Annotated in this window: 37 protein-coding genes and 1 other RNA gene; 4 read left to right on the forward strand and 34 right to left on the reverse strand. The window is 68.5% G+C overall.

What is annotated here, in order from left to right; genetic code table 11:
* Positions 1-254: 254 nt before the first annotated feature.
* The 6 genes from ACT2CW_RS42680 to ACT2CW_RS42705 all read right to left on the reverse strand — a co-directional run bounded on the left by ACT2CW_RS42680 (position 255) and on the right by ACT2CW_RS42705 (position 5,685).
* The gene (locus tag ACT2CW_RS42680; RefSeq protein ID WP_445520503.1) at positions 255-497 is read right to left on the reverse strand and encodes a hypothetical protein; all 243 of its coding nucleotides are present in this window, start codon (positions 495-497) and stop codon (positions 255-257) included.
* A 15-nt stretch (positions 498-512) separates the two neighbouring features.
* Entirely contained in the window at positions 513-1,022 is a 510-nt protein-coding gene (locus tag ACT2CW_RS42685; protein WP_445520504.1) for a MazG-like family protein, read from the reverse strand.
* A 69-nt stretch (positions 1,023-1,091) separates the two neighbouring features.
* Positions 1,092-2,093 carry a DNA cytosine methyltransferase gene (locus ACT2CW_RS42690; RefSeq protein ID WP_445520505.1) on the reverse strand — a complete coding sequence of 334 codons (1,002 nt, stop codon included), beginning with the start codon at positions 2,091-2,093 and terminating at the stop codon, positions 1,092-1,094.
* A 486-nt stretch (positions 2,094-2,579) separates the two neighbouring features.
* On the reverse strand, positions 2,580-3,974 hold the full coding sequence (gene dnaB / locus ACT2CW_RS42695) for a replicative DNA helicase (RefSeq protein WP_445520538.1): 1,395 nt from the start codon (positions 3,972-3,974) through the stop codon (positions 2,580-2,582).
* Between the two features lie 20 nt (positions 3,975-3,994).
* Complete coding sequence (locus tag ACT2CW_RS42700; RefSeq protein WP_445520506.1) at positions 3,995-4,708, reverse strand: ATP-binding protein; 714 nt, start codon at positions 4,706-4,708, stop codon at positions 3,995-3,997.
* A gap of 8 nt (positions 4,709-4,716) precedes the next feature.
* Entirely contained in the window at positions 4,717-5,685 is a 969-nt protein-coding gene (locus ACT2CW_RS42705; protein ID WP_445520507.1) for a helix-turn-helix domain-containing protein, read from the reverse strand.
* Positions 5,686-5,887: 202 nt separating this feature from the next.
* On the opposite strand from ACT2CW_RS42705, the gene ACT2CW_RS42710 reads away from it, so the two are divergent.
* Entirely contained in the window at positions 5,888-6,064 is a 177-nt protein-coding gene (locus ACT2CW_RS42710) for a hypothetical protein (protein ID WP_257632711.1), read from the forward strand.
* A gap of 94 nt (positions 6,065-6,158) precedes the next feature.
* Here ACT2CW_RS42710 and ACT2CW_RS42715 read toward each other — a convergent pair whose 3' ends face one another.
* The 27 genes from ACT2CW_RS42715 to ACT2CW_RS42845 all read right to left on the reverse strand — a co-directional run bounded on the left by ACT2CW_RS42715 (position 6,159) and on the right by ACT2CW_RS42845 (position 18,274).
* Positions 6,159-7,004: a hypothetical protein gene (locus tag ACT2CW_RS42715; protein WP_445520508.1), complete on the reverse strand. Its 846-nt coding sequence runs from the start codon at positions 7,002-7,004 to the stop codon at positions 6,159-6,161.
* On the reverse strand, positions 7,004-7,780 hold the full coding sequence (locus ACT2CW_RS42720; RefSeq protein WP_445520509.1) for a hypothetical protein: 777 nt from the start codon (positions 7,778-7,780) through the stop codon (positions 7,004-7,006). The genes ACT2CW_RS42715 and ACT2CW_RS42720 overlap by 1 nt, the downstream gene beginning before the upstream one ends.
* Before the next feature lie 34 nt (positions 7,781-7,814).
* Entirely contained in the window at positions 7,815-8,684 is an 870-nt protein-coding gene (locus tag ACT2CW_RS42725) for a hypothetical protein (protein ID WP_445520510.1), read from the reverse strand.
* On the reverse strand, positions 8,681-8,893 hold the full coding sequence (locus ACT2CW_RS42730) for a hypothetical protein (protein ID WP_445520511.1): 213 nt from the start codon (positions 8,891-8,893) through the stop codon (positions 8,681-8,683). Before ACT2CW_RS42730 ends, ACT2CW_RS42725 begins: the two co-directional genes overlap by 4 nt.
* Entirely contained in the window at positions 8,890-9,258 is a 369-nt protein-coding gene (locus ACT2CW_RS42735) for a hypothetical protein (RefSeq protein WP_445520512.1), read from the reverse strand. Before ACT2CW_RS42735 ends, ACT2CW_RS42730 begins: the two co-directional genes overlap by 4 nt.
* Positions 9,255-9,464, reverse strand: a complete 210-nt coding sequence (locus ACT2CW_RS42740; protein WP_445520513.1) for a hypothetical protein — start codon at positions 9,462-9,464, stop codon at positions 9,255-9,257. The genes ACT2CW_RS42735 and ACT2CW_RS42740 overlap by 4 nt, the downstream gene beginning before the upstream one ends.
* A 77-nt stretch (positions 9,465-9,541) precedes the next feature.
* Positions 9,542-10,213, reverse strand: coding sequence for a hypothetical protein (locus ACT2CW_RS42745; protein ID WP_445520514.1), 672 nt, complete (start codon positions 10,211-10,213; stop codon positions 9,542-9,544).
* 60 nt (positions 10,214-10,273) lie between these two features.
* Positions 10,274-11,062, reverse strand: coding sequence for a hypothetical protein (locus ACT2CW_RS42750; protein WP_445520515.1), 789 nt, complete (start codon positions 11,060-11,062; stop codon positions 10,274-10,276).
* A complete protein-coding gene (locus ACT2CW_RS42755; protein WP_445520516.1) occupies positions 11,059-11,922 on the reverse strand; it encodes a PD-(D/E)XK nuclease-like domain-containing protein in 864 nt (287 codons plus the stop codon). Before ACT2CW_RS42755 ends, ACT2CW_RS42750 begins: the two co-directional genes overlap by 4 nt.
* A gap of 109 nt (positions 11,923-12,031) precedes the next feature.
* On the reverse strand, positions 12,032-12,250 hold the full coding sequence (locus tag ACT2CW_RS42760) for a hypothetical protein (RefSeq protein WP_445520517.1): 219 nt from the start codon (positions 12,248-12,250) through the stop codon (positions 12,032-12,034).
* A 61-nt stretch (positions 12,251-12,311) separates the two neighbouring features.
* Positions 12,312-13,430 carry a DNA polymerase III subunit beta gene (gene dnaN / locus ACT2CW_RS42765; RefSeq protein ID WP_445520518.1) on the reverse strand — a complete coding sequence of 373 codons (1,119 nt, stop codon included), beginning with the start codon at positions 13,428-13,430 and terminating at the stop codon, positions 12,312-12,314.
* Positions 13,427-13,591 (reverse strand): hypothetical protein, encoded by a 165-nt coding sequence (locus ACT2CW_RS42770; protein WP_445520519.1) that lies wholly within the window; start codon positions 13,589-13,591, stop codon positions 13,427-13,429. The genes dnaN and ACT2CW_RS42770 overlap by 4 nt, the downstream gene beginning before the upstream one ends.
* Before the next feature lie 72 nt (positions 13,592-13,663).
* Positions 13,664-13,855 (reverse strand): hypothetical protein, encoded by a 192-nt coding sequence (locus ACT2CW_RS42775; protein ID WP_445520520.1) that lies wholly within the window; start codon positions 13,853-13,855, stop codon positions 13,664-13,666.
* Positions 13,845-14,090, reverse strand: a complete 246-nt coding sequence (locus ACT2CW_RS42780) for a hypothetical protein (protein WP_445520521.1) — start codon at positions 14,088-14,090, stop codon at positions 13,845-13,847. The genes ACT2CW_RS42775 and ACT2CW_RS42780 overlap by 11 nt, the downstream gene beginning before the upstream one ends.
* Before the next feature lie 103 nt (positions 14,091-14,193).
* Positions 14,194-14,361 (reverse strand): hypothetical protein, encoded by a 168-nt coding sequence (locus ACT2CW_RS42785; RefSeq protein WP_445520522.1) that lies wholly within the window; start codon positions 14,359-14,361, stop codon positions 14,194-14,196.
* Entirely contained in the window at positions 14,358-14,528 is a 171-nt protein-coding gene (locus ACT2CW_RS42790; RefSeq protein ID WP_445520523.1) for a hypothetical protein, read from the reverse strand. Before ACT2CW_RS42790 ends, ACT2CW_RS42785 begins: the two co-directional genes overlap by 4 nt.
* Positions 14,525-14,767 carry a hypothetical protein gene (locus ACT2CW_RS42795; protein ID WP_445520524.1) on the reverse strand — a complete coding sequence of 81 codons (243 nt, stop codon included), beginning with the start codon at positions 14,765-14,767 and terminating at the stop codon, positions 14,525-14,527. The genes ACT2CW_RS42790 and ACT2CW_RS42795 overlap by 4 nt, the downstream gene beginning before the upstream one ends.
* Positions 14,760-14,990 (reverse strand): hypothetical protein, encoded by a 231-nt coding sequence (locus tag ACT2CW_RS42800; RefSeq protein ID WP_445520525.1) that lies wholly within the window; start codon positions 14,988-14,990, stop codon positions 14,760-14,762. The genes ACT2CW_RS42795 and ACT2CW_RS42800 overlap by 8 nt, the downstream gene beginning before the upstream one ends.
* Complete coding sequence (locus tag ACT2CW_RS42805) at positions 14,987-15,349, reverse strand: hypothetical protein (protein WP_445520526.1); 363 nt, start codon at positions 15,347-15,349, stop codon at positions 14,987-14,989. Before ACT2CW_RS42805 ends, ACT2CW_RS42800 begins: the two co-directional genes overlap by 4 nt.
* Positions 15,346-15,576: a hypothetical protein gene (locus tag ACT2CW_RS42810; protein ID WP_445520527.1), complete on the reverse strand. Its 231-nt coding sequence runs from the start codon at positions 15,574-15,576 to the stop codon at positions 15,346-15,348. Before ACT2CW_RS42810 ends, ACT2CW_RS42805 begins: the two co-directional genes overlap by 4 nt.
* Positions 15,573-16,310: a hypothetical protein gene (locus ACT2CW_RS42815; RefSeq protein ID WP_445520528.1), complete on the reverse strand. Its 738-nt coding sequence runs from the start codon at positions 16,308-16,310 to the stop codon at positions 15,573-15,575. The genes ACT2CW_RS42810 and ACT2CW_RS42815 overlap by 4 nt, the downstream gene beginning before the upstream one ends.
* Positions 16,307-16,459 carry a hypothetical protein gene (locus ACT2CW_RS42820; protein ID WP_445520529.1) on the reverse strand — a complete coding sequence of 51 codons (153 nt, stop codon included), beginning with the start codon at positions 16,457-16,459 and terminating at the stop codon, positions 16,307-16,309. Before ACT2CW_RS42820 ends, ACT2CW_RS42815 begins: the two co-directional genes overlap by 4 nt.
* A gap of 6 nt (positions 16,460-16,465) precedes the next feature.
* Positions 16,466-17,026 carry a hypothetical protein gene (locus ACT2CW_RS42825; RefSeq protein ID WP_445520530.1) on the reverse strand — a complete coding sequence of 187 codons (561 nt, stop codon included), beginning with the start codon at positions 17,024-17,026 and terminating at the stop codon, positions 16,466-16,468.
* Entirely contained in the window at positions 17,023-17,403 is a 381-nt protein-coding gene (locus tag ACT2CW_RS42830; RefSeq protein ID WP_445520531.1) for a hypothetical protein, read from the reverse strand. Before ACT2CW_RS42830 ends, ACT2CW_RS42825 begins: the two co-directional genes overlap by 4 nt.
* On the reverse strand, positions 17,400-17,654 hold the full coding sequence (locus ACT2CW_RS42835) for a hypothetical protein (protein WP_445520532.1): 255 nt from the start codon (positions 17,652-17,654) through the stop codon (positions 17,400-17,402). The genes ACT2CW_RS42830 and ACT2CW_RS42835 overlap by 4 nt, the downstream gene beginning before the upstream one ends.
* Before the next feature lie 94 nt (positions 17,655-17,748).
* Entirely contained in the window at positions 17,749-18,051 is a 303-nt protein-coding gene (locus ACT2CW_RS42840) for a DNA-binding protein (protein WP_445520539.1), read from the reverse strand.
* Positions 17,942-18,274: a helix-turn-helix domain-containing protein gene (locus ACT2CW_RS42845; protein ID WP_445520533.1), complete on the reverse strand. Its 333-nt coding sequence runs from the start codon at positions 18,272-18,274 to the stop codon at positions 17,942-17,944. Before ACT2CW_RS42845 ends, ACT2CW_RS42840 begins: the two co-directional genes overlap by 110 nt.
* A gap of 160 nt (positions 18,275-18,434) precedes the next feature.
* Between ACT2CW_RS42845 and ACT2CW_RS42850 the strand changes: the two genes are divergently transcribed.
* The 3 genes from ACT2CW_RS42850 (at position 18,435) to ACT2CW_RS42860 (ending at position 20,994) form a co-directional block, all read left to right on the forward strand.
* The gene (locus ACT2CW_RS42850; RefSeq protein WP_445520534.1) at positions 18,435-18,956 is read left to right on the forward strand and encodes a helix-turn-helix transcriptional regulator; all 522 of its coding nucleotides are present in this window, start codon (positions 18,435-18,437) and stop codon (positions 18,954-18,956) included.
* 218 nt (positions 18,957-19,174) lie between these two features.
* Positions 19,175-19,627: an ImmA/IrrE family metallo-endopeptidase gene (locus ACT2CW_RS42855; protein WP_445520535.1), complete on the forward strand. Its 453-nt coding sequence runs from the start codon at positions 19,175-19,177 to the stop codon at positions 19,625-19,627.
* Positions 19,594-20,994, forward strand: coding sequence for a tyrosine-type recombinase/integrase (locus ACT2CW_RS42860; protein WP_445520536.1), 1,401 nt, complete (start codon positions 19,594-19,596; stop codon positions 20,992-20,994). Before ACT2CW_RS42855 ends, ACT2CW_RS42860 begins: the two co-directional genes overlap by 34 nt.
* A gap of 3 nt (positions 20,995-20,997) precedes the next feature.
* Here the strand turns inward: ACT2CW_RS42860 and rnpB are convergent.
* Positions 20,998-21,403, reverse strand: an RNA gene (gene rnpB / locus ACT2CW_RS42865) — RNase P RNA component class A.
* Between the last annotated feature and the right edge of the window lie 162 nt (positions 21,404-21,565).

Consider the following 21,565-nt stretch of genomic DNA (forward strand, 5'->3'; position numbering starts at 1 on the left):
GTGTGGCGGGGCTGTGCGCTCGTCCGCGGCCCGTTGAGGGGCCTGCGGGTCCCGGGCGACCTCCGGGCGCTGCGGGGCACTCAGAGGCGCCGTGGAGCCCCGCGGTGGGGCATCGACGGTGGGCTCGCCGTCAACCCAGCCGCCTGAGCGGGCGCCTGACGGCCTCTCGTCGCCCCAGACGACCCGAGGCCCGGGAATCCCCTCCGAGGCGCTCAGGCGGACGTACAGCGGCCCGCACGGGGTTTCGGCGGCCATCACGCCGCCTCCCGCTTCGCCTCGGCGGGGATCAGCCCGTGCCGTCGGGCCACACGCACCGCCTCGGCCCGCCGCTCATCCCGCGGCAGCCACACCACATCCAGCGCCCGGTACGCCTCCGACAAGCGGGACGCGACCTGAGTGCGGGTCGTGCCCAACCGGGTCGCCACCACGGACAGCGGCACGCCATCAGCGGCAGCAGCCAGCACCAGGGCCTGGCGCGGGGACAGGTGAAAGGTCATCGGAATCTCCGTCCGTCATTCAGCGTGCGATGGGGATGTGGTGAGGGCCTCGATGCGGGCCACGACCTGCGCGGCGTGCTCGGCCATGGCCTGCTCGGGGCTGTCGGCGAACCGGTGCAACGCCACGGCGGCGGACATGATCACGTCGCACAGTTCGGCCGCCACGTCCTCGGGCTTGTGGGTGATCCCTTTGCGGGGGTTCTGGCCGACGGCGCCGATGTACGCCTGCATCACCTCGCCGAGCTCTTCGCTGATCTTCATCAGCCGCATCTGGGTTTCCCGCTCGCTGGCACCGTTCGCCGCGTCCAGCCAGGCGGCAGAGCGGCGGGCCGCCACCCACAGCGGCGACGGGGCGGGCGGGGTATCGGGGCCGATGCCGAACCGGCGGCCGGAGCCACGCTCGGCCAGCAGGTCGTTCAGTTCGGCCATGTCGTCGCTGGCCGCCTTGAGCCAGGCGCGCTCGCGCAACGTGAAGCCGTCCGGGCCAACAGGCTCAGTGGCGGGGGTGATCGGGTCACGGTTCATGGTTCTCCTTCGGATGTGGTGGGATCTGTGGGCGGTCGCCCCCGCTAGCCCCGGGGGCGACCGTGCTCATCAGGCGGCTTCGCTTTCGGTGGCAGGGGCAGGCAGAGGCAGGGCGGTGGCGGCGGAGAGGGCGGCCGGTTGTGGCGCCGGGATACCTGCCGCGGCGCGGACGACGGCGACGGCGACGGCGACGGCGAGAGCGTTGCCGACCTGGAGATAGCGCTGCCCGGCCCGGCCGTGGAACTCGAGCTCGGGCCGGAAGCCTTGGAGGGCCGCGCACTCTTCGACGGTCGGCCGCAGGTGCGGGATACCGCTCCGGTCGCGCCACAGCGGCGTGCCGAAGGCCCGCTTCATGCCCTGCCGGGTGCCGTTGCCGAATGGCTCGGCGCCGCCGGTGTAGGTGCCTCCGCTGGTGACGGTGGGCGCCGGCCGCTGCGTGTAGCCCCAGCCGACAACATCGGCCATGGCCACGTGGGGCGGCTGCCCGAGCCCGCCGTGTGTCGGGGCCGGAAGCTGGACTTCGCGCACCCGGGAGGCCGCGAGGATGGCGCGTGGCCGCCGCTGCCCGGCCCCATGATCCGCGGCGTCGACGATGCCGACCGCGGTGCTGTAGCCCCAGCGGGTGAGGATCTCGGCGTACTGCTGCCAGACGGGCAGCACCGACGGCACCTGCTCGAGGGCTATCCATTCGGGCATCAGGTCGTAGTGCCAGCGCATCGGCTCGGCGGTCAGGATCGAGCGTTCGTCGCGGCATGCGGCGCCGATCGCGGCCCGGGTGTCCTTGCCGCGGGACAGGTCTTCGATGGCCTGATGCACCAACGGCAGATCCAACAGGCCCAGCTTCTTGCCGGACTTGCCGAAGCCGGGGCACGGCGGGGAGTCGATCTTGCCGGTGGTGCGGCCCTTGAACGGCCACGTGGGGTACTGGGTGGCGTCGCAGCGGATCGTGGCGTGCCCAGCCCGTATGCGGGTCGCGCACGCCGCCGCATCCAGCTCAAGGCCGATGTCCGACAACCCGAGCTCGCGCAATCCCTCGGACCAGCCGATGCCGGCGAAACCATGAACGATCATGCGGCAGGCTCCTCTGCACGTGCCTGCCACAGCGGGCAGTGGATGATCGGCTGCTCGAGCGGCTCCGGCCCATCCGGGTGGCAGCAAGCCTCGGGCCACGAATCACAGCCGCAGTCGACGCTCGGGAAGCAACGGTGAGTACTCCAGCGCTCCTCCTGGTGATGCGCACACGTTTTGCAGCCCCGGTTAGCCGGGTTCTTCCAGCAGCGGCCCATGTGCTCGACCGCGGCCGGCTTCTTGCTGTGGGTGCGGCGGCAGTGCGGGCACTGGAAACGGCGGACCGTGATCGGGATCGGCACGGCGTTCATCAGGCGGCCTTTCGGGTGTCGACGGCGTGGAGGTGGCGGTAGGCGGGCGTGAGGCGGGAGGTCGTCCAGCGGTGGCCGCAGCGGCAGCGGTAGGAGTGCACGGTTTGCTGGCCGTCACGGCGAGCGCTGGTGGGGGCTATGTCGCGGCGGCAGCAACGGGGGCACGAGTCGGTGAGGATCACGCCGCCTCCCCCGCGTCCGGCACCGCGGCAAGGGGCGCGCTGAAGTCGGCGGCCATGTCCACGAAACGGCTGTAGTGGAGCTGGTTGGCGACGGTGATCGTGGCCAGGGAGCCGTTGCGGTGCTTGTCGACGATCAGGTCGACTTCGCCGGCCCGCGGCGACTCGCGCTCGTAGGCGTCTTCGCGGTGGACGAGGATGACGATGTCGGCGTCCTGCTCGAGGGATCCGGACTCGCGCAGATCGGATTTGGTCGGCCGCTTGTCCTGCCTCTGCTCGGGTCCGCGGTTGAGCTGGCAGAGGACGATCACGGGCACCTCGAGCTCCATCGCCATCAACTTGACGTTGCGGCTCATGTCGGAGACCTCTTGCTGCCGGTTCTCCTGGCGGCGGGAGGATCCGGATTCGAGGAGCTGGAGGTAGTCGATGACGACGAGGTCGAGGCCGGTGGTCTGCTTGAGCTTGCGGCAGCGGGCTTTGATCTGCATGACGGTCTGGTTGGTGGTGCTGTCGATCGTCAGTGGCGCGGCGGTAAAGCGCGGGAGGGCTTCGGCGTAGCGGGCCCAGTCGGAGTCGGTCATGGCGCCGCCGCGGATGTGGTGCAGGCCGATGCGGGCTTCGGCGGACATGATGCGGTGCTGGACGTCACGCCTGGACATTTCGAGGTTGAACAGCACGGCTGGCCGCTGGTGCTTGATGGAGCAGGCGCGGAGCATGTCGACGCCGAGGGTGGACTTTCCCATGGCGGGCCGCCCCGCAATAATGATCATCTGCCCGGGGTGGAGCCCGTGGAGGAGGTCGTCGAGATCGGAGAAGCCGGTGGGTACGCCCATGGCGCGGCCGTTGCGCTGTAGCTCCTCGAGCTCGGCGACCATGTCTTCGGCGTCGTCGCCGATGAGGGCCGAGTCGGCGTCTTCGCGAACCTGCACGGCGTCGTTGAGTTCGGCCATGGCCGCGTCGGCGGTTTCGTTGGCGTCGCCGCCCGCATAGCCGAGCTGGGTGATGCGGTTGCCTGCCTCGACGAGACGCCGCAGCACAGCCTGTTCGTGAACGATGTGGGCGTAGTACTCGGCGTTGGCGGCGGTGGGGGTCTGCTGGACGAGGTGGTGCAGGTAGTCGGGACCGCCGACGCGCGTGATCTCGCCACGCTTGGTGAGCTCGGCGGTAACCGTGATCGGGTCGACCGGCTCGCCCTTGGCGTACAGGTCGTGGATGGCCTGCTGAATGGTCTCGTGGGCGGGCCGGTAGTAGTCGCGCTGCTGGAGCGGGCTGTCGAGAACATCGGCGATGGCGTTCTTGGAGAGCAGCTGGGCGCCGAGCCCGCACTGTTCGGCGTCGATGTCCTGCGGGGGGACGCGTGTGAAGTCGGAGGCGTCGACGGGATCGGTCCACATCTCGGGGTCGATGTCGGTGGTCACGCGGCCTCACCCCGGCGGCGGTCGTCACCCTTGATGGTGATCCGCTGGCACATCTCGGCGAGCCGCGACGTGACCCGGTCCCCGAGGCGGGCGGCGAGTTCCTTCGGCAGCACGTTCGACGTGAACAGGGTCGGCAGGTGCCGCTCGTACCGGTGGTTGACGAGCCGGAAGTTGATCTCTTCGGTGAACTCGGTCGCTTTCCGTTCCGCGCCAAGGTCGTCGACCAGCAGCAGCCGGGCGTCCCGGTACTTGCGGAACTCGGTCTCCGAGTCGATGTTGTGCCGGGGCCGGAGTGCTCCGTACATGTCGGCGGCGGTGGTCACGACCCAGCGGGAGGCGACACCGGTGACCGCCAGGGACCGGATCGCACCGTATGCCTGGTGGGTTTTGCCGACACCAGTGACGCCGAGCAGCATCAGCGACGGGCCGTGAGCGACTGTGGCGAAGCTCCGGCCGTGCGCCGCCTGCACCTTGCGGGCCTCGGCGACAAGCGTGGCGATCCAGGTGCGGAGCTCGGGCAGGGTGGCGATGGTGCTGCGGTAGTGGAACGGCACCACCTTGGCGGCTTCGAGGAACGAGTGGCGGGCGATGTTCGACTCGGTGTATGGATCGCAGTCGCCAGAGTTGAACCAGTCGACGGTGCGGCCCTGGGCGGCGAGCAGCGGCTCGAGGTCGTGATGCCTGGGGTTGATCGGCTGGACGTAGTCCACGGGGTCTCCTAGAAGGGCTCGTCGTATTCGTCTTGGTTGGTGGGGTTGTGCCAGGGCTCGTAGTCGCCGCTGGCTTTGGCGTAGGGGCCCGGCGGGCTTGCGGCAGGAAGCTCGTCGTCGTACCGCTCGCTGTTGAGCCAGGTCGCCGGGTGCGGGATGAACCGGGTCTCGGTTCGAACGCGGCGCCAGTAGTCGCGGTGTGCCTCGGCGGCAGCGATGAGCGTCTCCGGCTTCACCCCACGCTTCACTGCGGCCGCGAAGGCTTTGCGTGCGTTGCCCTTGCTGACCTTCCGCGGGTAGCGGGAGTAGAAGGCAACGAAGGCGGCGTCTTCCTGCTGCTGGCTGTCTGTGGCGTCGGGAAACGAAGCTGGCGAGTCGAAGAGCGCGGAGCCTTGTGACTCGCTCTCCGAAGCCGGAGGCGTAGGAGTGTTCTTAGGTTCAGTAGTGGGTTCAGTCTTTTGGTTTGGGTGACGTGGGCGTCGCCCCTCCTGCGACGTGGACGTCACCCCATCGGCGACGTCGGCGTCACCGGTGACGTCGGCGTCACCGGTGACGCCCACGTCATCCGCTCCCGGCTCCGAGAAGTCGTCTGAACTGGGCTTTTTCTTGCCACCCCTGCGGCGGGATGACGCCAGCGTCACCCGTGACGCCTGCGTCACCTCATCCGAGCTCGCGCGACCGCCTGGCACGACGCATTCGAGGGCGAGGTCATAGACGTCTGGCCGCTTGCCCTCCGGCAGGTGCTGCGCCTTCGTCTGGTCGCCAAGTCGGATCAGTCCGAGCTCGACGAGCTTGCGCAGGTCTCGCTGCACGGACCGCTTGTCCTTGCACGCATAGGCGGCCAGGCGCGCGACAGAGGGGAAGGCTCCGCGGCCATGCTTGTCGGCATGCCGTGCGAGTCCGCTCAGCGTGGCGACGAGCTGAGACGGCATCGGCGGGGCGTACTCCATCGCCCAGTCCATGGCCTCTTTACTCACGTGAATCTCTTCTCGGGGAGGGGGTTCGCTGCTGGTTTCGGCTGCGTGCGGGCAGCGCTCATGGAGGCTTCAGCAGGGCACGGTCCTTGCCCTCCGGCTGCTGCAATCTTACCCCAAGGTGCCCGTGCACCCGAGAGTCATTAGAGGGGCACTTTGCATAGCGATGGTGCCCCTCGCATGTCAGGTCAGTTATGGTTGTGCCATGACGACGAAGGGAACCCCGGGCCGCGTGATCCGCGTGGATGAAGAGACGTGGGCGGCTTACGGCGAGGTGTGCGAGGCCAAGGGCCTGTCGCGCGCCGCTGACCTGCGCGTCTACATCAAGCGCGAGGTCGCCGCGTTCCGGCGCCGGCAGAAGGCCGAAGCCTCCGAGTCCTGACCTCATCCCCATCCCCTCCTTGCCCCGCCATCGGCGGGGCTTTGTCGTGTGCGGCTAGGGCGGGGCCGTCGCGATGGACGGCCCCGCGGCGTGACTACTTGGGCATGGGCATGGCGTCGTTGGGGCCGTACTGGATGCGGCCCAGCTCACGGCCATCGCGGACTGCGTTCCAGGAGCGGACCAGGTAGGCCATGTGGCGGTCGGCCGGTGATTTCCGCCTGTCGGCGGCCTCGGCCATAGCCCTGGTGCGGAGGGTGAGGATCGGGTGGCCGACGGGCAGCTCAGCGCCGTCGGCGAGCCGCTGGAAGAACCAAGTCGCTTCCTCGGCTGCGATGCGAGAGAACACGTGGTGGGCTGTGCCGACGACCGACTGCGGCAGATACTTGAACGTCTGGTGGACGCGGGCGGCGATCTCGGCCGAGCGGCGCAGCTCGGGCCTCTCGTTGAGGAGCGCGGTGCATTCGGCGGTGGTGGGAGTTGCGTTGCCGTTGAACTTGCAGTCGCCCTGCTCCCACAGCCAGACGCGCTTCAGGACGGAGGCGAGGATGGTGAAGTTGGTTTCGCCGCGGAGGCCGAGCGCGTCGGAGGTGGACCGCTTGCGGCCGGCGTCCATCGTTTCCTGAGTGGCAGGGTCGAGTCCGGAGACGATGAGCATGGGGACGGGGACGCCGGCGACGGTGACGGCGGTGAGCCTGTGCTGTCCGTCGAGGAGGGCACCGTTGCTGGCGAACTTGACGGCTTCGCCGTTCTGCTGCCATTTGCCTGCCGCCATGTCGCGGGCGTAGTCGGAGACGGCTCGGGGGCGGAGGTTGCGGTTGTGGGTATTGCGCTGGAGCCAGCTTTTGGCGAGGGCGGGGGTGACGGTGACGACCTCGACTGTGGGCTCGTTGTTGCTGGAGAGGTCGTGCAAGGGGAGGGCGGTTACGCTGGAGTGGTTCATCACTTCTCCTGTTCGATGGAGTTGGCGATGCCGGTCAGGGCGTCGCTGATCTTGTGGAGGCTCGTCGCCCACCAGCGGCGGGCCTCTTCGCTTGCTGTGGCGGTGGGCAGGTTCATGGCCTGCACGAGTCGCACGGTGTGCTCCAGGGCGCCAAGGAGTTCGGGCACCTGCTGGTGGGTGTGGGTCCGGTTCTTGTTGAACCGGTCGTCCTCGGCGAGCCGGGAAAGGCGTTCGGCGGCTCGGGTGAGGTCGCGGCCAGCATCGGTGAACGCCTCGGGCAGCGGGCGCCGCTTCACCTTCGGCGGCTCGGCAGGGGCGGGCTCGTCAACGAGTTCGGCATCGATGACCTCGCCCGTGCTGGCTTCGCTCCAGATGTTCTGCCTGGGCTCCGTTGAGCGAACCGCTGCGTAGCTCTTGCCGTTGACTCCGGTGATGAGGTCGGGCTGGTCTACCTTTCCATCTGGAAAAGTAGAGCTCAGGCTGCGATGCACCGTCCCCACACCCAGCCGCGTGGCTGACGCGATCGCAGGAATGCTCATCCCTGCCTCGCGAAGAGACGCGACGGTCTCGGCGCGTTCCTCTCGAGGGAGCGCCAGCCGTGCGCTCCCGAACTCGCTCGACACATAGGCGTCCCAGGTGTCGTATCCGAGGACGGCCCAGGTGCGGGAGGTGTATGCCTCGCGGATGAGCTGCCAGGTGCCTTCGACGGCGACCTTGATGCGGTCGGTGAGGGCTCGCGCCTGCTCGCGTGTCGGCAGGTCAAGGTCTGTGGCCATGTGCTCCCCTTTCGTTGTTGTGTGCGGCTACTGGCTATGCGGCGGTGTCGAGCTGCTGGCGCCATCCGGGTCCGCGGCGGCCGGCGAGTTGTTCGTGGACGTAGGAGCGGGAGCGGCCGACGCGGGCGGCGATCTCGTCTTCGCTGAGGTTGAAGGCGGCGAGGTGCTGGATTTCGCTGGAGATGTGCCGGGCAGCCTCGGTCCGGTTCGGCTTGCGCTCTACGGCGGGCTCGATGTCGGGCTGGGCCTTGGGGTCGTCGATGGTGTCGGTGTCCCAGGCGAGTGGGCCGTGCCAGCCTTTGGACCTCGCGATATTCCGGCTGCGCTGGGTGTACTTGTTGACAGGCACGGCTTGGTGGGCGAGCTGCTTGTAGGCGGCTTCGATGCGTTCAGCGAGCTCGCGCCGGATCGTCGGCTGACCGTTGGTTGCGATGGCGTGGATGCGCATGCGACCGGTGTTGGCGGCGTCGGCGATGGCGCGCAGGGAGTGCCCGATGTAGACGAGGGCTTGGATGCGGCGCCTGGAGCCGGTTACGTCGATGAGTTGTCCGCCATCGCCCTTCGCGGGGGGCTGTGCGGCCATGATCCGGGCGTGGGTGCTGTGGCAGATCTTGGTGCGTTCGCCGTTGTAGATGCGAAGGAGGCCGCTCAGGGGGACGCCGGTGGCTGTGGCGAGGCTGGGCCAAGTCATGGTCTGGTGGAGGTGCTTGAGGTGGGCTTGGGCCATCGCAGGGTCGATGAAGGGACTGCGGCCGAGTTCCCTGTTGACCCTGGCGCGCTTTTCTTCCTTGCGCCGGGTGATGAGGCAGGGTTCGCATTTGCAGGGCGGCCGGTAGCCGGGGCTGCCGTTTGCTCGGGCGTAGCTGCCGTGTGGCGGCAGGGGCTTGGTGCGGGTGGTGGTCACTGTGTCCCCCATTCGCGGGTGGTGGGGAGGGCGTGGATGTCGTTGAGGGTCCGGCGGGCCCAGCTGCGGTGGCGAAGGAGAAAGAGTTCGCGGCCGAGTCGGGCGCGGGCTTTGGCGCGCCGGTGGCGCCGCCGGATGATGCGGGTGGCGGCCCAGGCGGCGAGGAGGAAGACGGCCACGTGGAGGGCGAAGGCCACGGCGGGGCTCACGCGGCCCGCTCCGTGGGCCTGGCCCGCCGCTGTGCGGCTATGGCCCGCCCCTTGTGTGTGAGCTCCCAGACAGCCAGGCGGTGCCCGTGGGTGGCTTCCGAGGTGGAAGGGACAACCTTTCCGGTGTGAGAGATGATCCGGGCGGTACGCATCGAGTTGATGGCGGCACCGATGAAGCCGTGCCCCAGCTCGGGCAGCACCTCCCGGAGGTCGTTGGCGCTGACGGTTCCGTTGGCGAGGCAGAACGCGAACACGGCCTGCTCGACCAGGAACTGGGACCACTCCGACTGGCGGACGATGTCGTCGAGCAGTTGGTCCTTCGCGACAGCGGCGAGGCGTTCGGCCGGGGTGAGACGGCGGGTCATCGGTCGTCCTCCTGCTCGGCCACAAGGTCGTATTCGGCAGCGGCGATGAGCTTGCGTCCGAGGTCGCCGGCTTCTTCGGCAGTCATTCGGAGGTGGCCGAGTGGGGTGGTGACCTGGATGTACGTCATGCCGATGTCGGTGCCGTCGATCTGTTCGCCAGCGATGTACACGGCGAAGGTCTCTTCATGGGCGGGCGCAGTGCTCATGGCGGGTGTCCTTCCGGGTGTGGTTCCGTGGAGGGGTGGGGCCGCCGCCATGTCGGGTGGCGGCGGCCCGGGGTGGGCTAGAAAGGCGGGTCGGAGGGGTCGCGGCCGAGGGTGAGTTCGGTGATGCGCTTCTCGATGTCGCCGGTGAGGTCGGCGCCCTCGTTCTTCAGGGCGTAGGTGAAGTTGCGGGCCCACAACTGGACCGTCTCGCTGTCGCCGTTGAGGAGCATGTCGGCGAGTTGCTCGGCGATGATTCGGCGGATGTTCTCGGGGATCGCGTCGGTGATGTCGGGCGCCGGCCCCCACGGGTCGCGCTTGGGGGCCCTTTCAGCGGCGAAGGCGATCCATCCGCCGCCGTCCGCCGGGGCCTTCCAGGCGCCGCGCGGGTCCCAGCCGTCGTCGGAGAGCCGGGCGTCGATAGCGTCGTCCACGTTGCAGTCGGCCATGTCGAGGGCTTGGGCGAGTTCGCGTCCGGCCTTCCATCGATTCGGCTCTCGGCTGGCGAGGGCCTTGGCGATGTGCGTGGACACCGCCTCGCGGACGTCGTATTCACGGGCTCGCAGCAGCCGGAGTGCGTCCCGCATGTCCGCGGTCCGGGCGGCCTGCTCCTCGTCGCGGGCGAGAGCAGCGTGGCCCTGGCCGATGGCGGCGGCGACTTCAGCGATCCGCATGTCGCCGGGGTGTTCGGTGAGGTGTCGGGCGGCGTTGGCGAGCTGCTTCTCCGCCTCGGCCCGGTGGTTGATGGTCATGTGCTACTCCTTGGGGTGGGACGCCCCCGTCTGCCTCGGGGGCGTCCCTTCGCTGGTGGGTTAGGCGGCGGATCCGGGCTGGGCCACGTCGGGCCAGTCGGTGGAGTTGGCGGCGGCGTCCTCGTCCCACAGGCCGTCGGAGGCGTCGTCTGTGGTGTCGGCGCGGGACACGCTGTACGTGTCGGTGGCCACGGTCTGCTGCGGCTTGGCCGGGGGTGTCGGTGCGGTGATGGTGGCGACGCTGAGCGGAGCCTGCTGCGGGACGATCTCGGCGTGCGCGTACCCGTCGAGTTCCTCGGCCGCATACGGCATGCCGTGCAGGGCATCTGAGGCAACCAGTCGGCAGATCTCACCGGTGGCCCGGTTGATCAGCATGGTCTTGGGCTGCTTCTTCCACTGGTCCTTGCCCATGAGGCCCAGGCGCTGGGCGCGGGGGATGTCCCACACGACCTGCTGCCACTCGTCGGCGCCCTTACGGCGGCCCCGCATGACGCAGTGGATGTCGTCAGACTCGACGAGTTCGATCTCGTGGCCCTTCGACTGGAGCAGCCCACGCATGGCGTGCGCCCGCAGGGCGGGCTGCCCCTGGATCACGTCGATGCTCTTGAGGGAGGTCATCGGCTGGATGCCCAGCTCGTGTCCGGCGAGGATGACGGCGGTGACCTCGTCGGGCTTGCCTCGGTACTGGCCCGCGAGGCTGGTGGTGGCGATGTTCGCGGCGATGTTCGAGATGGCGATGGCGTCGCGGGCCCACGCCTCCAGCTCCGACTCGGTCGGCGGGCTGGCGTTGAGGTAGGTGGAGACGGCCGCGCTCTCTTCTTCGCGGGTGGCGATCTCGTTGGTGCTCACAGGTACTCCTCGGCTTGGCGGATGGTGTCCCAGGGCGGCATGGAGATGGGTGGTATTTCGGTGACGGGCCCGGTCCAGTCGGACCACGTGTCGGTGGCGACGCAGTTGGCGTAGATCTCGAGTGCGCGGCGGTTGCGGGCGCGGCCGATGTCGCGGTCCTGCTGGACGAGCTCCCCCACGGTGATCAGGTACGGGGCTTGCTTGGACTGGAAGACGAAGATGAAGCGGCACTGGTCGGGGGCCAGTCCGGCGGCCTGTATGCCGTCCTGGTAGAGCGGGTCTTGCTGGTGGTAGGCGTGGTCGCGTATGGCCCGCGATACGGCTTCGGGGCTGGCGTCGCGGCAGGTCTTGAAGTCGACGCACAGGGTCAGGCCGGGCAGGGTCTTCAGCCAGTCGGGGCGGGCTCGGCAGCGGACACCGGTGGCCGGGTCGGTCCACCAGATCGACCGCTCAGGGATGCCCGAGCCGGGCGCGAACAGCGGTCCGGCTATCGGGTGCTGCCGGACGACTGCCGCCATGGCGTCGACCTGCTTCTTCTCCTTCGGCAGGAGCGGCACCTTGCCCTCGTCGTAGGCGATGTCTCGCTGGGCTCGGGCGTCGGCCTTCAGGTAGTTCGGGTAGTCGATCTCGACGATGTCGTGGCCTTCGCCGAGCACAGCGGTGTGGACGGCGTTGCCGAGGTCGAATTCGCGCTTCGGGGGCTGCGGGTTGTCGCGCTCCCACTTGAACTGGGCGGGGCAGCCGGGGGCGAGGATGGAGCGGAGTCCGGTGGAGGAGATGGAGCCGCGGTCGGCGTGGTACTCCTCGGCGGACATGCCGTCCACGAAGACGGGCGCCTCGACCTCGGTTATGGCGGTCACTGCTTCTCGTCCTTCTTCTTGTCGGCGCAGTCTTCGCAGAGGTGGCGGCCCTTGTGGGGGACGAAGGGACCGGCGGTGTCGCCGCAGATGCGGCAGGCGATGGGTGGCATCAGAAGGGCTCCTCGACTGGGTAGGGGCGGCGTCGCCAGAGGGGCAGTCGCCAGGTGCGGAGTTGGTCGAGGCAGTGGCACGGCTCGTCGTAGGGGCTGTCGACCCACCAAGCCCGTCGCTCGCCCGAGCAGTCGGGGCAGTTGGGGTTGGGTTCGCGGGTGATGTAGATGGCGCGCTGGTGGAGTTCGGCTTGCCAGCGGCCGATGCGGATCGGCATGTGTTCTCCTTGATGCCGGGCGTCCCGCCTGCTGTGGACGGGCGGGACGCCCTTCGGCTGGCTACTGCTTGATGCGGATGGGCATGAGGACGGCCCGGTACGGGGTGTCGTCCAGCGGTTCGATGAGGACGGGCCGGGTGGGTGTGTACAGCCAGATGCGGACCCGGTCGGCGATTGGGGCGAGCATGGTGGTGAGGTATTCGGGGTCGAAGGCGATCTCGAACCCGTCCTCGATGTCGTCGGTGGTGGCCTCGATGCTGGTGCTGGCGGCCGGCCCGTCGCCGCGGGCTGCGATTTCGGCGTGGTCGCCGCGCAGGGTGACCCGCACGAGCTTGTTCTTCTCCCGCACGATGGCCACGCGGCGGGCCGCAGCGCCGAGTTCGTTCGGGTCGAACTCGGCGTAGCCGGTGGCCGCCTCGGTCTTGGGTACGAGGTTTTCGACGGGCGGGAAGCCGCCGACGCGGGTGCGTACCGCCACTGTGCGGTTGGTGGTGGCGAAGCCCGCCATTCCGTCGCCGGGGCCGGGGAAGCTGATGCTGACTTCGCCGCTGGTGAGCGACTTGGCGATGTCGGCGAGGGTGGGGGCGGTGATGAGCATGGTGTCGTCGGCGGGCGCGGCGGGCTGCCACGGCAGGGTGCGGAACGGGATCCGGTACCGGTCGGTGGCCGTCAGTTCGAGGCGTTCGCCCTGTGCTCGGATTCGGATGCCGCCCAGACCCTCGACCTGGCCCACGGCGGCCTGGACGGTCATGGCAGCGGTGGCCACGTCTTTGACGGCCGTGGCGAACTCGGCGGCGTCTGCGGTGCCGGTGGCAGTGGGCGCCTTGGGCAACGCCGGGTATTCGCGGGCGGGCAGCAGGGGCAGCGTGAACTGGTTGCCGGGGGCGGTGACCGTCAGGGTGTCGTCGTCTGCCGTCAACTCGACCATGCTGTCGGGCAGGGTTGCGGTGACGTCGGCCAGCAGTCGGCCGGGGACGAGGATGCTGCCGCTGCTGGCCGTATCAGCAGCGAGGGTGGCCCTGCCGCTGGTGTCGTAGTCGAAGCCGCTGATCGTGAGCATGTCGTCGTGGGCGTTGAGGAGGAGGCCGCTGAGGACGGGCACGGTGGGCTTGTCGGCGATGTAGCGGCTCGCCCACCGGGTGGCGTCGGCGAGAGCGCGCTGATCGACGTGAATCTTCATGCCGCCCGCTCCTCCTTCTGCTCGTCGAGGTCGAGGGGCAGTTCGTCGTCCTGGACGGGCGGGGTGTCGTCGGTCTGGTCGGCGGCGGGGGCGATGGGCCACGGCCTGGGCCGTCCGGTGCCGACTACGGCGGTGAGGGGGAACAGTTCGAGCTGGTCCATTGGGTGCTCCAAGGTGGTTGTGGCTGGTGGCCCGCGCCCGGCCGGTTGGTGCCACGGCGGGGCGCGGGCGGTCTATGCGGCGTGCGGCTGGGGCACGCTGTCGGGTGCCATCGGCCGCTCGGCGGTGGCGGGCACCTCGGTGATGCGGGGCCGGGCGTTGCGGAGCTCTCGGCGGAGGCGGGCGATGGTGATGGCGTCGCTCTGGCGGACGGCTCCGGTGTCGGCGAGGCGGGTCTTGATGTTGGTGAGGCGGTCAGTGCTCATCGGCGGCACCGTCCGAGAGAGCCAAGGCGCCAGCCCACTCCTCGACGTCCAAGCCGCTGCACTCGCCGATGTATGCGGTGACGGCCATGTGCCCAGCAGTGGCGGCGGCCTGGGCCAGCGTTGCGTGCACCTGGGCGGCGGCGATCATCTCGCCCATATCGCCGCCCTGCTCGGCGATGTTGTCGGCTTCGGCGAGCAGGCGCTCGGCCTCGCGGTAGTGCTCGGGTCCGGTCATTGGTCCCCCTTGGGGTGGTTGAGTCGATGTCCGAGGGCGATGAGCCCGGCGGCGGTGCCCCAGCAGATGGCGAGGGCGGTGAGGCATTGGGCGGTGAAGCGGGTCACTGGTCGGCCTGGCGGCGATCGATTTCGGCTTGCACCGCTTCGGCGATGGCCTGGTCGATCAGTCCCGTGTAGGGGCGCCGGTTGCGGTGCTCGTCCCGCATGCGTTCGAGGTCAGCGATGGTGATCTCGGGGTTGCGGAGGGCGGCGGCCACGTCGAATTTCACGGCGCCACCCCCTTCCGGGGCGGGTGGTGCAGCCGGTAGGCCGAGTGGGATTCCTGCTCGGCCACCACGTTCGCCCGGCACGACTCCAGAGAGTCGGTGAGGTCGGCGACGATCCGAAGCAGGATCACCAGCAGCGCCACATCCATGGCGATCAGCGGGGCGCTCACGAGGCACCGCCCACGTAGCGGACGTACAGCCCGGTCTCGTCGCCCAAGTCCTGGGCGACCGCCTCGAATCCGCCCTCGGTGTAGGGGCCGTACCTGCCGGTGCGCACTGTGTAGGCGACACCCTGCGCAGTGCTGCGGGTGCGGTAGGTGCCAGCCAGAAGCCACCTGTGGGGGTTGGCGCGGGCAGCAACGGCGACGCGCTTGTGGACGATCCGTTTGCGGCGGGGGCGCTTAGGCATTGGCGCCACCGCCCGTCTGGTTGATCCGGTAGGCGGTGTCGTGTCCGGTCGCCGCCACGAGGTGGCCGCGTTCGGCGAGCGTGGCGAGGCGCTGGCGGGCGATGCTGCGCTGGGTGGTGCCGAGCGGCGCGGGGAGGCCCATGACGCGGCTGGTGGTCCAGATGCCGCCTTCACGGCGAACCACAGCCAGCAGGGCGCGGATACGGGCGCGGTTGGCGCTCATGCGGCCCTCCTCATTTCTGCGGGCATGTCGGGCCGGTCGGTGCGGAGCGTGTTGGTGGCGGCGTCCCAGGTCTGGGGCAGGGTCCAGTCCGCCGTGAACGCGCCCTGGAGGAGGGCGATGATGTGTGCCGTGTCCTCGGCGGTGGGGTGCATGGCCTGGTCGTTGGCGTCGATGACGACGACCTTGAACACGCCCTCCATCGGCGACTTGTCTCTCTCCGACCACCACACGGGGGTGACCCGGATACGGGCCACGGTCGGCACGATCAGCCGCAGCTTGTACGGCAGGGTCTTGTGGTGGTGGCGCCTGGTTCCGGCCGAGCAGCGGCGGGGGCGGATGGTGGTGTAGTCGGTGATCACGCCGCCTTCACCGCCTCTGTGGTCTGTGCGCGGACCTTGGTGACGGCGGCGTTGCCAGCGACAGCGGCCAGTCGGTAGAGAAGGGTCGGGGATGCGGCACCGAGGAGCACGGTGACGGATTCGCCGAGGCGCAGCACCAGCGTTCCGCCGCCTATGTCCTCCAACTGGATGCTGTCCGGGTTGCCGTCCAGGGCGATCGTGGTGTGGACGATGCGAGGGGAGGTCACGACGCCACCGCCTCGGGCTTGCGGGCGGCGTCGTACTGGGCGATGCCCCACACGGCGGCGTGGCACTGGTAGACGAAGTGGTAGTTCAGCTCATGGATGGACCACTCGGTGAAGTCGTCGAAGTCGAACCCAGCCGTCTGCCGGACCTTCACCTTGTGCTTCTCGCCGTCCACCTTGTGGTTCCAGACGTCCCACATGAGCGCGTCGGAGTAGGAGACGTCCTTGCTGGAGAGGCCGCAGGAGCACTCGGCCCGATACGTCGCGCCGAACTCGTACTCGCTGACGAGCTGGAACGCCGTGTCCTTGGTGTCCAGCAGGTGGCTGCCGAGGATGTCCTCGCGAACCGCGTCCTGCAAACCCTCGGGCGCCCAGTCGTTCTCGACGGCATCGGCGACTCGCTCGTTGATTGCCGCCACCATGAGGCTGCGGTCGTACTCGCCCACCGAGTCGCGGCCGTTGACCAGCTTGCTCGCCCACGAGTCCGGGTCGACGCGCAGGCCGCGCAGCCAGTCGAACATGTCCTCGGTGTCCTTGCCGAAGCGCTCGAAGTGGTAAGAGCCGTGGCTCCCGGCGACCAGCAGGTTGTACGGCCACGTGATCAAGACGACACGCGTCATGCCCTTCAGTGCGGAGAACTCCAGGTGGCGGTACAGGCCGTCCTCACGGCGGACCGTCATGGTGGCCTCCGCGACGTCGTTCGCGAAGTGCTGCGCGATCCTTGCGTACTCGGTCATGCGGTCCTCCCAGGGAGGTAGTCGAAGATGGCGGGGCAGGCGAAGCCCTCGGGGTAGCAGGCGCTGTCGGCGTCGAGATCGCGATAGGCGTGCCGCTGCTCGGCAGGCACATCCAAGGCGGCGATCGGGCGGGGCGTCGTCGTGGCCATCACCGGTCACCCGCCCTCGGAAGTGGCGGTCTGCTCGTCCGGGTCGATCAGGTCGACGACGTCCAGCGCCGCCTCCCAGTCGTCGCACACGTAGTCGTCCGAGACGATGAAGTCGCGCTGCCGCTTGGCCGCCTGACGCAGAATCTCGTCGCGATACCGGTTCGGCTCGGCGAACGGGTTGTCCACCTGCGGCATGACCTTCTGAAGCAGCCACTGGGCGCCAAGGGCATCCACGCCGGGGTCGGTGGTGTCGAAGATGAACGACGACAACGACTTCAATCCGGCAGACGCGGCGGCCTCCAGCTCAGCGATGCGCTTCTTGGCCTCCTGGGCGCGGCGGTAGTACTCGCCTGCCGACTCGGCCCGGTCACGGAGACGCTCCAGCTCGATGTCACGTGCACCCAGCAGACGGCTGACGCGGTCGGCCTCGGCACGCTCCTTGGCCAGCTCGTCGCGCAGCTCGCACGCCAGCTGGTACATGGCCAGCTCGGCGCCACAGTCGAAGGAGGCGACACGCTCACCGAACGCCGCCAGCCGCTGCTCGGCGGGAATGGGGTTCGTCGTCATCGCGCACCGCCGATCGCGGTGCGGGCCAGCTTCACCAGTGAGGCCACCAACTGCGGGGTCACCTCGGCGCCCTGGGCCAGAAGGGCATCGACCTCGGCCAGCGCCTCCGCCGCCCTCGCATGCAGCGGCTGCGCAGCCTCGAAACGGGCCAGTTCCTCCGGGCGGCTCTGCCGCATCTTCCAGTCGGTGTAGAAGAAGTGGTCCAGCACCGGGCCGTGCCAGTCCTTGTGCAGCCAGCCCCACGCCAGACGACCAACGTCCTGCGCAGTGAAACCCTTCGGCCGCTCCCACAGCAGCCTCTGCTCGGCCTCATCGCGCACAAGGCCCCACGGGGACGCGTTGACGCCCTTCACGAACTCCTCAAAGACGTCGCTCATCGCGCACCGCCCTTGGCTGCACGGAGGAGCAGATCAGCCGGAAGGTGGTAACCGCGCTGCGACAGAGCCTCGGCGCCCTCGTGCAGCGTCGCGGTACGGACAACGTCACGGAACGCGGCGAGCAGTTCGGCCGCACGCTCGGACGGGATACTCGGGTCGATCGCGGACGCCAGCTCAATGAACTCGCGGCTGGCACTGACAGGAGTGGGGCGCTGTCGGCCCCGTGATGCGGATGGGAAGATGGAAGGCATGTGATCGCCTTTCGCTTGATCGGGAAGATGAAGGTGGATCACTAGGCCCGCCGTCGGTTTCTGCCAGGTCACCGGCGGCGCGGCCGCAAAGCCGCTAGGCGGCGGACTTGACCGGGGCCGGCGAGAGCTTCCGGGCGCGCCGAGAAGGCCGGGCCTCCGGGGCCTGCGTGGTGGGGTCGAGTTCTGCGTTCGACCGGGAGTCGGATGCGGCGCCTGCGGCAAGCCAGCGGTCCAACTCGGCGACGTAGTAGTAGATTCGGCCGCCCTGTTCGAACGACTTGGGGCCCTTACGTCGGTGTCGAAGGATTTTCATCGCATTGGGGGTGCGGTGGACGTAGGCGGCGGCCTGCTTGGTGTTCATGACGGGTGACGCCAGGTGGGGGGACTGGGCGCTCATCTGTCTCCTCCTCTTCATGTTCGGCGATCTCCTTGATCGCGACCCCGAGTGCTTCCGCTATGCGTTTCTGCACTTCAGGGCTGGGGTTGGTTTCGTTTCTTTCGATCCGCGACAGGTGCGAGGGAGCGATGCCCACCACTCGGGCGAAGGCGTTCAGGCCGTGCCCGGCCTCCTCGCGCTTGCGGCGGATGTCCGTTCCCCGCGTTCGCATATAGGCAACCATAGGCAACAGGATAAGAAACCGCAAGACACTGATGGAAACCAATAGGCAACGCAGTGCGTGAGCTGGGCGGATGGCTGGAAGGCCGCCTTAGTGTCGCGCCGAACCACGTGGGATGCTGTTGCTTGTCGTTGCGTACCGTTGCCTAAGAAGGGTTGTGCTGATGCCAGACCAGGACTGGGAACACCTGGGCGAGGTGATCAAGACGCACCGGCGACGCTCCCGCATGAGCCAGGAAGACCTCGCCAAGGCCGCCGGCCTGTCCCTTCGCACCGTCGGCAACTACGAGCGAGGCCGGATCCCCGGGAGCGCCCCCCTGGTGCCGGACGGCTACTACGACATCGCTCACGTCCTCGGATGGACCCGTGCCTCCGTTGACAAGGTCCTGGCCGGAGGCGAGCCGAGCCTGTTGCCGTCGTCAGATCAGGCGCCGTCCGAGAGCGAGCTGAATGCTCTGGCGGCTCCAGCACTCCATCTCACAGACGCCGCGCGGGATATGGGGGCGCCCGCCGAGTTGATCGACCGCTACCGATTGGCCGCGATCGCCCTCGTCGGCTGGATGACCCATGAGGTATCCATGCGACCTGGCTTCACCTTGGGCGATCATCACTCTCGCGAGCTCGGTGAGGGCGTTTCCCCGGACGACGCAGAGCGCATCCTCCGGAGCCTCGAAGGCGACAAGTAGACTTTCCAGCAAGATTCTTTACGAGTCCTTCACGAACCAGGTGCACCTCAATCACCCAGGTACATCAAGGGGTGAACGGGGTTTACGACAGCGACTGACGGTATCGAAAGCGAAACGCTCTGCCGCCGTTGCCTTTCGTTGCCTCGTTCAAGGGTGTACAAATGTCATCCAACGCGACGTGCCGCCCCACTCGTCCGGATACACACATGGGGGGTGGCATGTCCTACGAACCGACGAAGATCTGTCGGGAGCTCGGGATACGGGTTGAGTGGATGCGTCTTCGGGACACCTGGGGGGCGTGGGTCCCGAACCGCCGGCTCATCATCCTGGCCACAGAGCTCAGCCCGGCGCTGGAGCGCTGCGTGCTCGCCCATCAGGTCGAGCACGCGCTTGTGCACGACTCTGCGGGATGCGGTATCGGCCCCTATGCCGACAGCATCCGTCATCGGTTCACGTCACTGACGATCCGGCAGGAGAGACGAGCCGATCGCGAAGCAGCACGCAAACTCATCCCAGACAGCCACGTGGCAGCTGTGGCGAGGTGGGCGCGGGGCAACATTCGTGTGGCAGCCGGGAAGTTGGGTGTCACTGAGGGCATGCTGAGGATCCGACTGGACGACACCGGGGAGGCGTGGCCGTGGCCGCAGGAAACATCGAGGATCGCTGGCTGACCAAGCGCAAGAACCCCGCCACGGGCAAACGCGACCGTACTGAGCGATGGGGCAAGGGCAAGCGGTACCGGGTCCGCGACATCCCTGGCGTCCGGGACCGATCGTTCGACGTCCTGGAGGACGCCAAAGCGTGGCTGAAGCGGTCCACGACCGACAGTGAGCGCGGCGAGTTCTACGACCCGCGGGACGGCCGCATCACGCTGCGGGAGTACGTCGAGGGCACGTGGTGGCCGAACCTGCGGAAGGCGCCCACCACAAAGGAGGGCATGAAGCGCCGGATCTTCGGGCATGTACTGCCGCACCTCGGCGACAAGCCGCTGAACCGAATCGGCCCGGATGAGATCAAGTGGTGGCTCACGAAGGTCGAGCAGGACATCGACGTCAACACGGTGCGCACCACCTGGAGGCACTTCTCCAGCATCCTGCAAGCCGCCCACAAGGCAAAGCGGATCCCCGCAAACCCCTTCCGGGATCCGGACCTCAAGGCGCCGGCCCAGCCGAAGTCGAAGGCGAAAGCGTGGCCGCAGGAGACCGTGATGGCAGTACGCGGCAAACTGTCACCGCGGTACCGGGTGTTGGTGGACCTGGCGGTGGGGGCGGGCCTGCGGCAGGGGGAGGCGTTCGGTGTCAGCCTGGACGATGTGGACGGTGACGTCATCCACATCGTGCGGCAGGTGGTGAAGGTCAATTCGAAGCTGGCGTTTGCCCCTCCGAAGGGCAACAAGGAGCGGGACGTTCCGTGCGCCCCGGAGCTCGCCGAGCGCATCAAGGCCCACGCGGATGCGTTCCCCTCGGTGGAAGTGACGCTGCCGTGGGTGGATCCGGATCGGCCGAACATGCCCTGGGAAGATCGGCCACTGAAAACGGTGCGGCTGCTCGTGACAACGTCGCGGGTGTCCGGCAAGGGCGGCGGGGCGATCAATCGGGGGACGTTCGACGAGAAGGCGTGGAAGCCAGCGCTGGCAGCCGCCGGGGTGATTCCTGATCCTGTTGTCACGATGGTGCAGGGGAAGGGCGCGCAGCCCTGGCGGCAGGTGGAGTGGGATTGCCCGCGGGAGAATGGCTTCCATGTGCTGCGGCATACGTTCGCGAGCGTGGTGTTGCAGGCGGGCGAGACGATCGCCAAACTGGCTGAGTGGCTCGGGCACAGTGATCCGGCGTTTACGCTCCGGACGTACATCCACTTCTTGCCCGAGGCTGGGACGCGGGGTCTGACCGCGATTGGCCGGTGGCTGTCTGGTGGCACTGCCGAGGAGCCTGCCCCGCTGGTGGATGAACTCTCCCCGACGGTTGAGACTCCCCAGATTCTCCCCAGCACCCTTTTTGATCTTTCGGGTGAGGGTGTTCGTGCAGGTCAGACTGCTTAGCGGCGGACGAGTCGGCCTGTACGCCGGGTTCTGTCTCCCGGGGGCCTCGCGGCCCTCGGGGAGGCGGCCATCCATCTAGGACCGGCGTTGCCGCCGGCCTCGTGCGGTCTACCCGCGGACTCGGGCGGGCAGCCCTCGATCGTCCGCGCAGAGCCGCCGTGCGGCGGCTCCTCTTGACCTTGCTCCAGGTGGGGTTTACCGAGCCGTCCGAGTCACCTCGGACGCTGGTGGTCTCTTACACCACCGTTTCACCCTTACCGGTCGCCTCGCGGCGTCCGGCGGTCTGTTTTCTGTGGCACTGTCCCGCGGGTCACCCCGGGTGGGCGTTACCCACCACCTTGCCGTGTGGAGCCCGGACGTTCCTCGGCGGAGCCCTGAAGGACCCCGACGCGACCGCCCGGCCGGCTCGTCCGCCGTGTTGACCATGATACCCGGCGGGCTGCTTTCCCCTACCCGCCCCTTCCCGTAACTGGGGCTCCGCCCCAGGCCCCGGGGTACAGGGGCGAGGCCGTCGGAAGCCGTGGGCTGGGGGGCGGTTGGTCGGAGGCCGTAGGCTGCGGGGCGGGGGGGG

This window comes from Streptomyces sp. NEAU-174 (assembly GCF_052665095.1).

Bases quoted from the DNA above. Each gene is read 5' to 3' on its own strand.
- ACT2CW_RS42775 (WP_445520520.1), bottom strand. From the start codon at position 13,855: ATGAGCACTGACCGCCTCACCAACATCAAGACCCGCCTCGCCGACACC.
- ACT2CW_RS42815 (WP_445520528.1), bottom strand. From the start codon at position 16,310: ATGACCGAGTACGCAAGGATCGCGCAGCACTTCGCGAACGACGTCGCG.
- ACT2CW_RS42680 (WP_445520503.1), bottom strand. From the start codon at position 497: ATGACCTTTCACCTGTCCCCGCGCCAGGCCCTGGTGCTGGCTGCTGCC.
- ACT2CW_RS42855 (WP_445520535.1), top strand. From the start codon at position 19,175: ATGTCCTACGAACCGACGAAGATCTGTCGGGAGCTCGGGATACGGGTT.
- ACT2CW_RS42715 (WP_445520508.1), bottom strand. From the start codon at position 7,004: ATGAACCACTCCAGCGTAACCGCCCTCCCCTTGCACGACCTCTCCAGC.
- ACT2CW_RS42685 (WP_445520504.1), bottom strand. From the start codon at position 1,022: ATGAACCGTGACCCGATCACCCCCGCCACTGAGCCTGTTGGCCCGGAC.
- ACT2CW_RS42820 (WP_445520529.1), bottom strand. From the start codon at position 16,459: ATGGCCACGACGACGCCCCGCCCGATCGCCGCCTTGGATGTGCCTGCC.
- ACT2CW_RS42710 (WP_257632711.1), top strand. From the start codon at position 5,888: ATGACGACGAAGGGAACCCCGGGCCGCGTGATCCGCGTGGATGAAGAG.
- ACT2CW_RS42850 (WP_445520534.1), top strand. From the start codon at position 18,435: ATGCCAGACCAGGACTGGGAACACCTGGGCGAGGTGATCAAGACGCAC.
- ACT2CW_RS42840 (WP_445520539.1), bottom strand. From the start codon at position 18,051: ATGAGCGCCCAGTCCCCCCACCTGGCGTCACCCGTCATGAACACCAAG.
- ACT2CW_RS42830 (WP_445520531.1), bottom strand. From the start codon at position 17,403: ATGAGCGACGTCTTTGAGGAGTTCGTGAAGGGCGTCAACGCGTCCCCG.
- ACT2CW_RS42735 (WP_445520512.1), bottom strand. From the start codon at position 9,258: ATGACCCGCCGTCTCACCCCGGCCGAACGCCTCGCCGCTGTCGCGAAG.
- ACT2CW_RS42795 (WP_445520524.1), bottom strand. From the start codon at position 14,767: ATGCCTAAGCGCCCCCGCCGCAAACGGATCGTCCACAAGCGCGTCGCC.
- ACT2CW_RS42780 (WP_445520521.1), bottom strand. From the start codon at position 14,090: ATGACCGGACCCGAGCACTACCGCGAGGCCGAGCGCCTGCTCGCCGAA.
- ACT2CW_RS42690 (WP_445520505.1), bottom strand. From the start codon at position 2,093: ATGATCGTTCATGGTTTCGCCGGCATCGGCTGGTCCGAGGGATTGCGC.
- dnaB (WP_445520538.1), bottom strand. From the start codon at position 3,974: ATGTGGACCGATCCCGTCGACGCCTCCGACTTCACACGCGTCCCCCCG.
- dnaN (WP_445520518.1), bottom strand. From the start codon at position 13,430: ATGAAGATTCACGTCGATCAGCGCGCTCTCGCCGACGCCACCCGGTGG.
- ACT2CW_RS42800 (WP_445520525.1), bottom strand. From the start codon at position 14,990: ATGAGCGCCAACCGCGCCCGTATCCGCGCCCTGCTGGCTGTGGTTCGC.
- ACT2CW_RS42745 (WP_445520514.1), bottom strand. From the start codon at position 10,213: ATGACCATCAACCACCGGGCCGAGGCGGAGAAGCAGCTCGCCAACGCC.
- ACT2CW_RS42740 (WP_445520513.1), bottom strand. From the start codon at position 9,464: ATGAGCACTGCGCCCGCCCATGAAGAGACCTTCGCCGTGTACATCGCT.
- ACT2CW_RS42825 (WP_445520530.1), bottom strand. From the start codon at position 17,026: ATGACGACGAACCCCATTCCCGCCGAGCAGCGGCTGGCGGCGTTCGGT.
- ACT2CW_RS42720 (WP_445520509.1), bottom strand. From the start codon at position 7,780: ATGGCCACAGACCTTGACCTGCCGACACGCGAGCAGGCGCGAGCCCTC.
- ACT2CW_RS42835 (WP_445520532.1), bottom strand. From the start codon at position 17,654: ATGCCTTCCATCTTCCCATCCGCATCACGGGGCCGACAGCGCCCCACT.
- ACT2CW_RS42760 (WP_445520517.1), bottom strand. From the start codon at position 12,250: ATGCCGATCCGCATCGGCCGCTGGCAAGCCGAACTCCACCAGCGCGCC.
- ACT2CW_RS42770 (WP_445520519.1), bottom strand. From the start codon at position 13,591: ATGGACCAGCTCGAACTGTTCCCCCTCACCGCCGTAGTCGGCACCGGA.
- ACT2CW_RS42845 (WP_445520533.1), bottom strand. From the start codon at position 18,274: ATGGTTGCCTATATGCGAACGCGGGGAACGGACATCCGCCGCAAGCGC.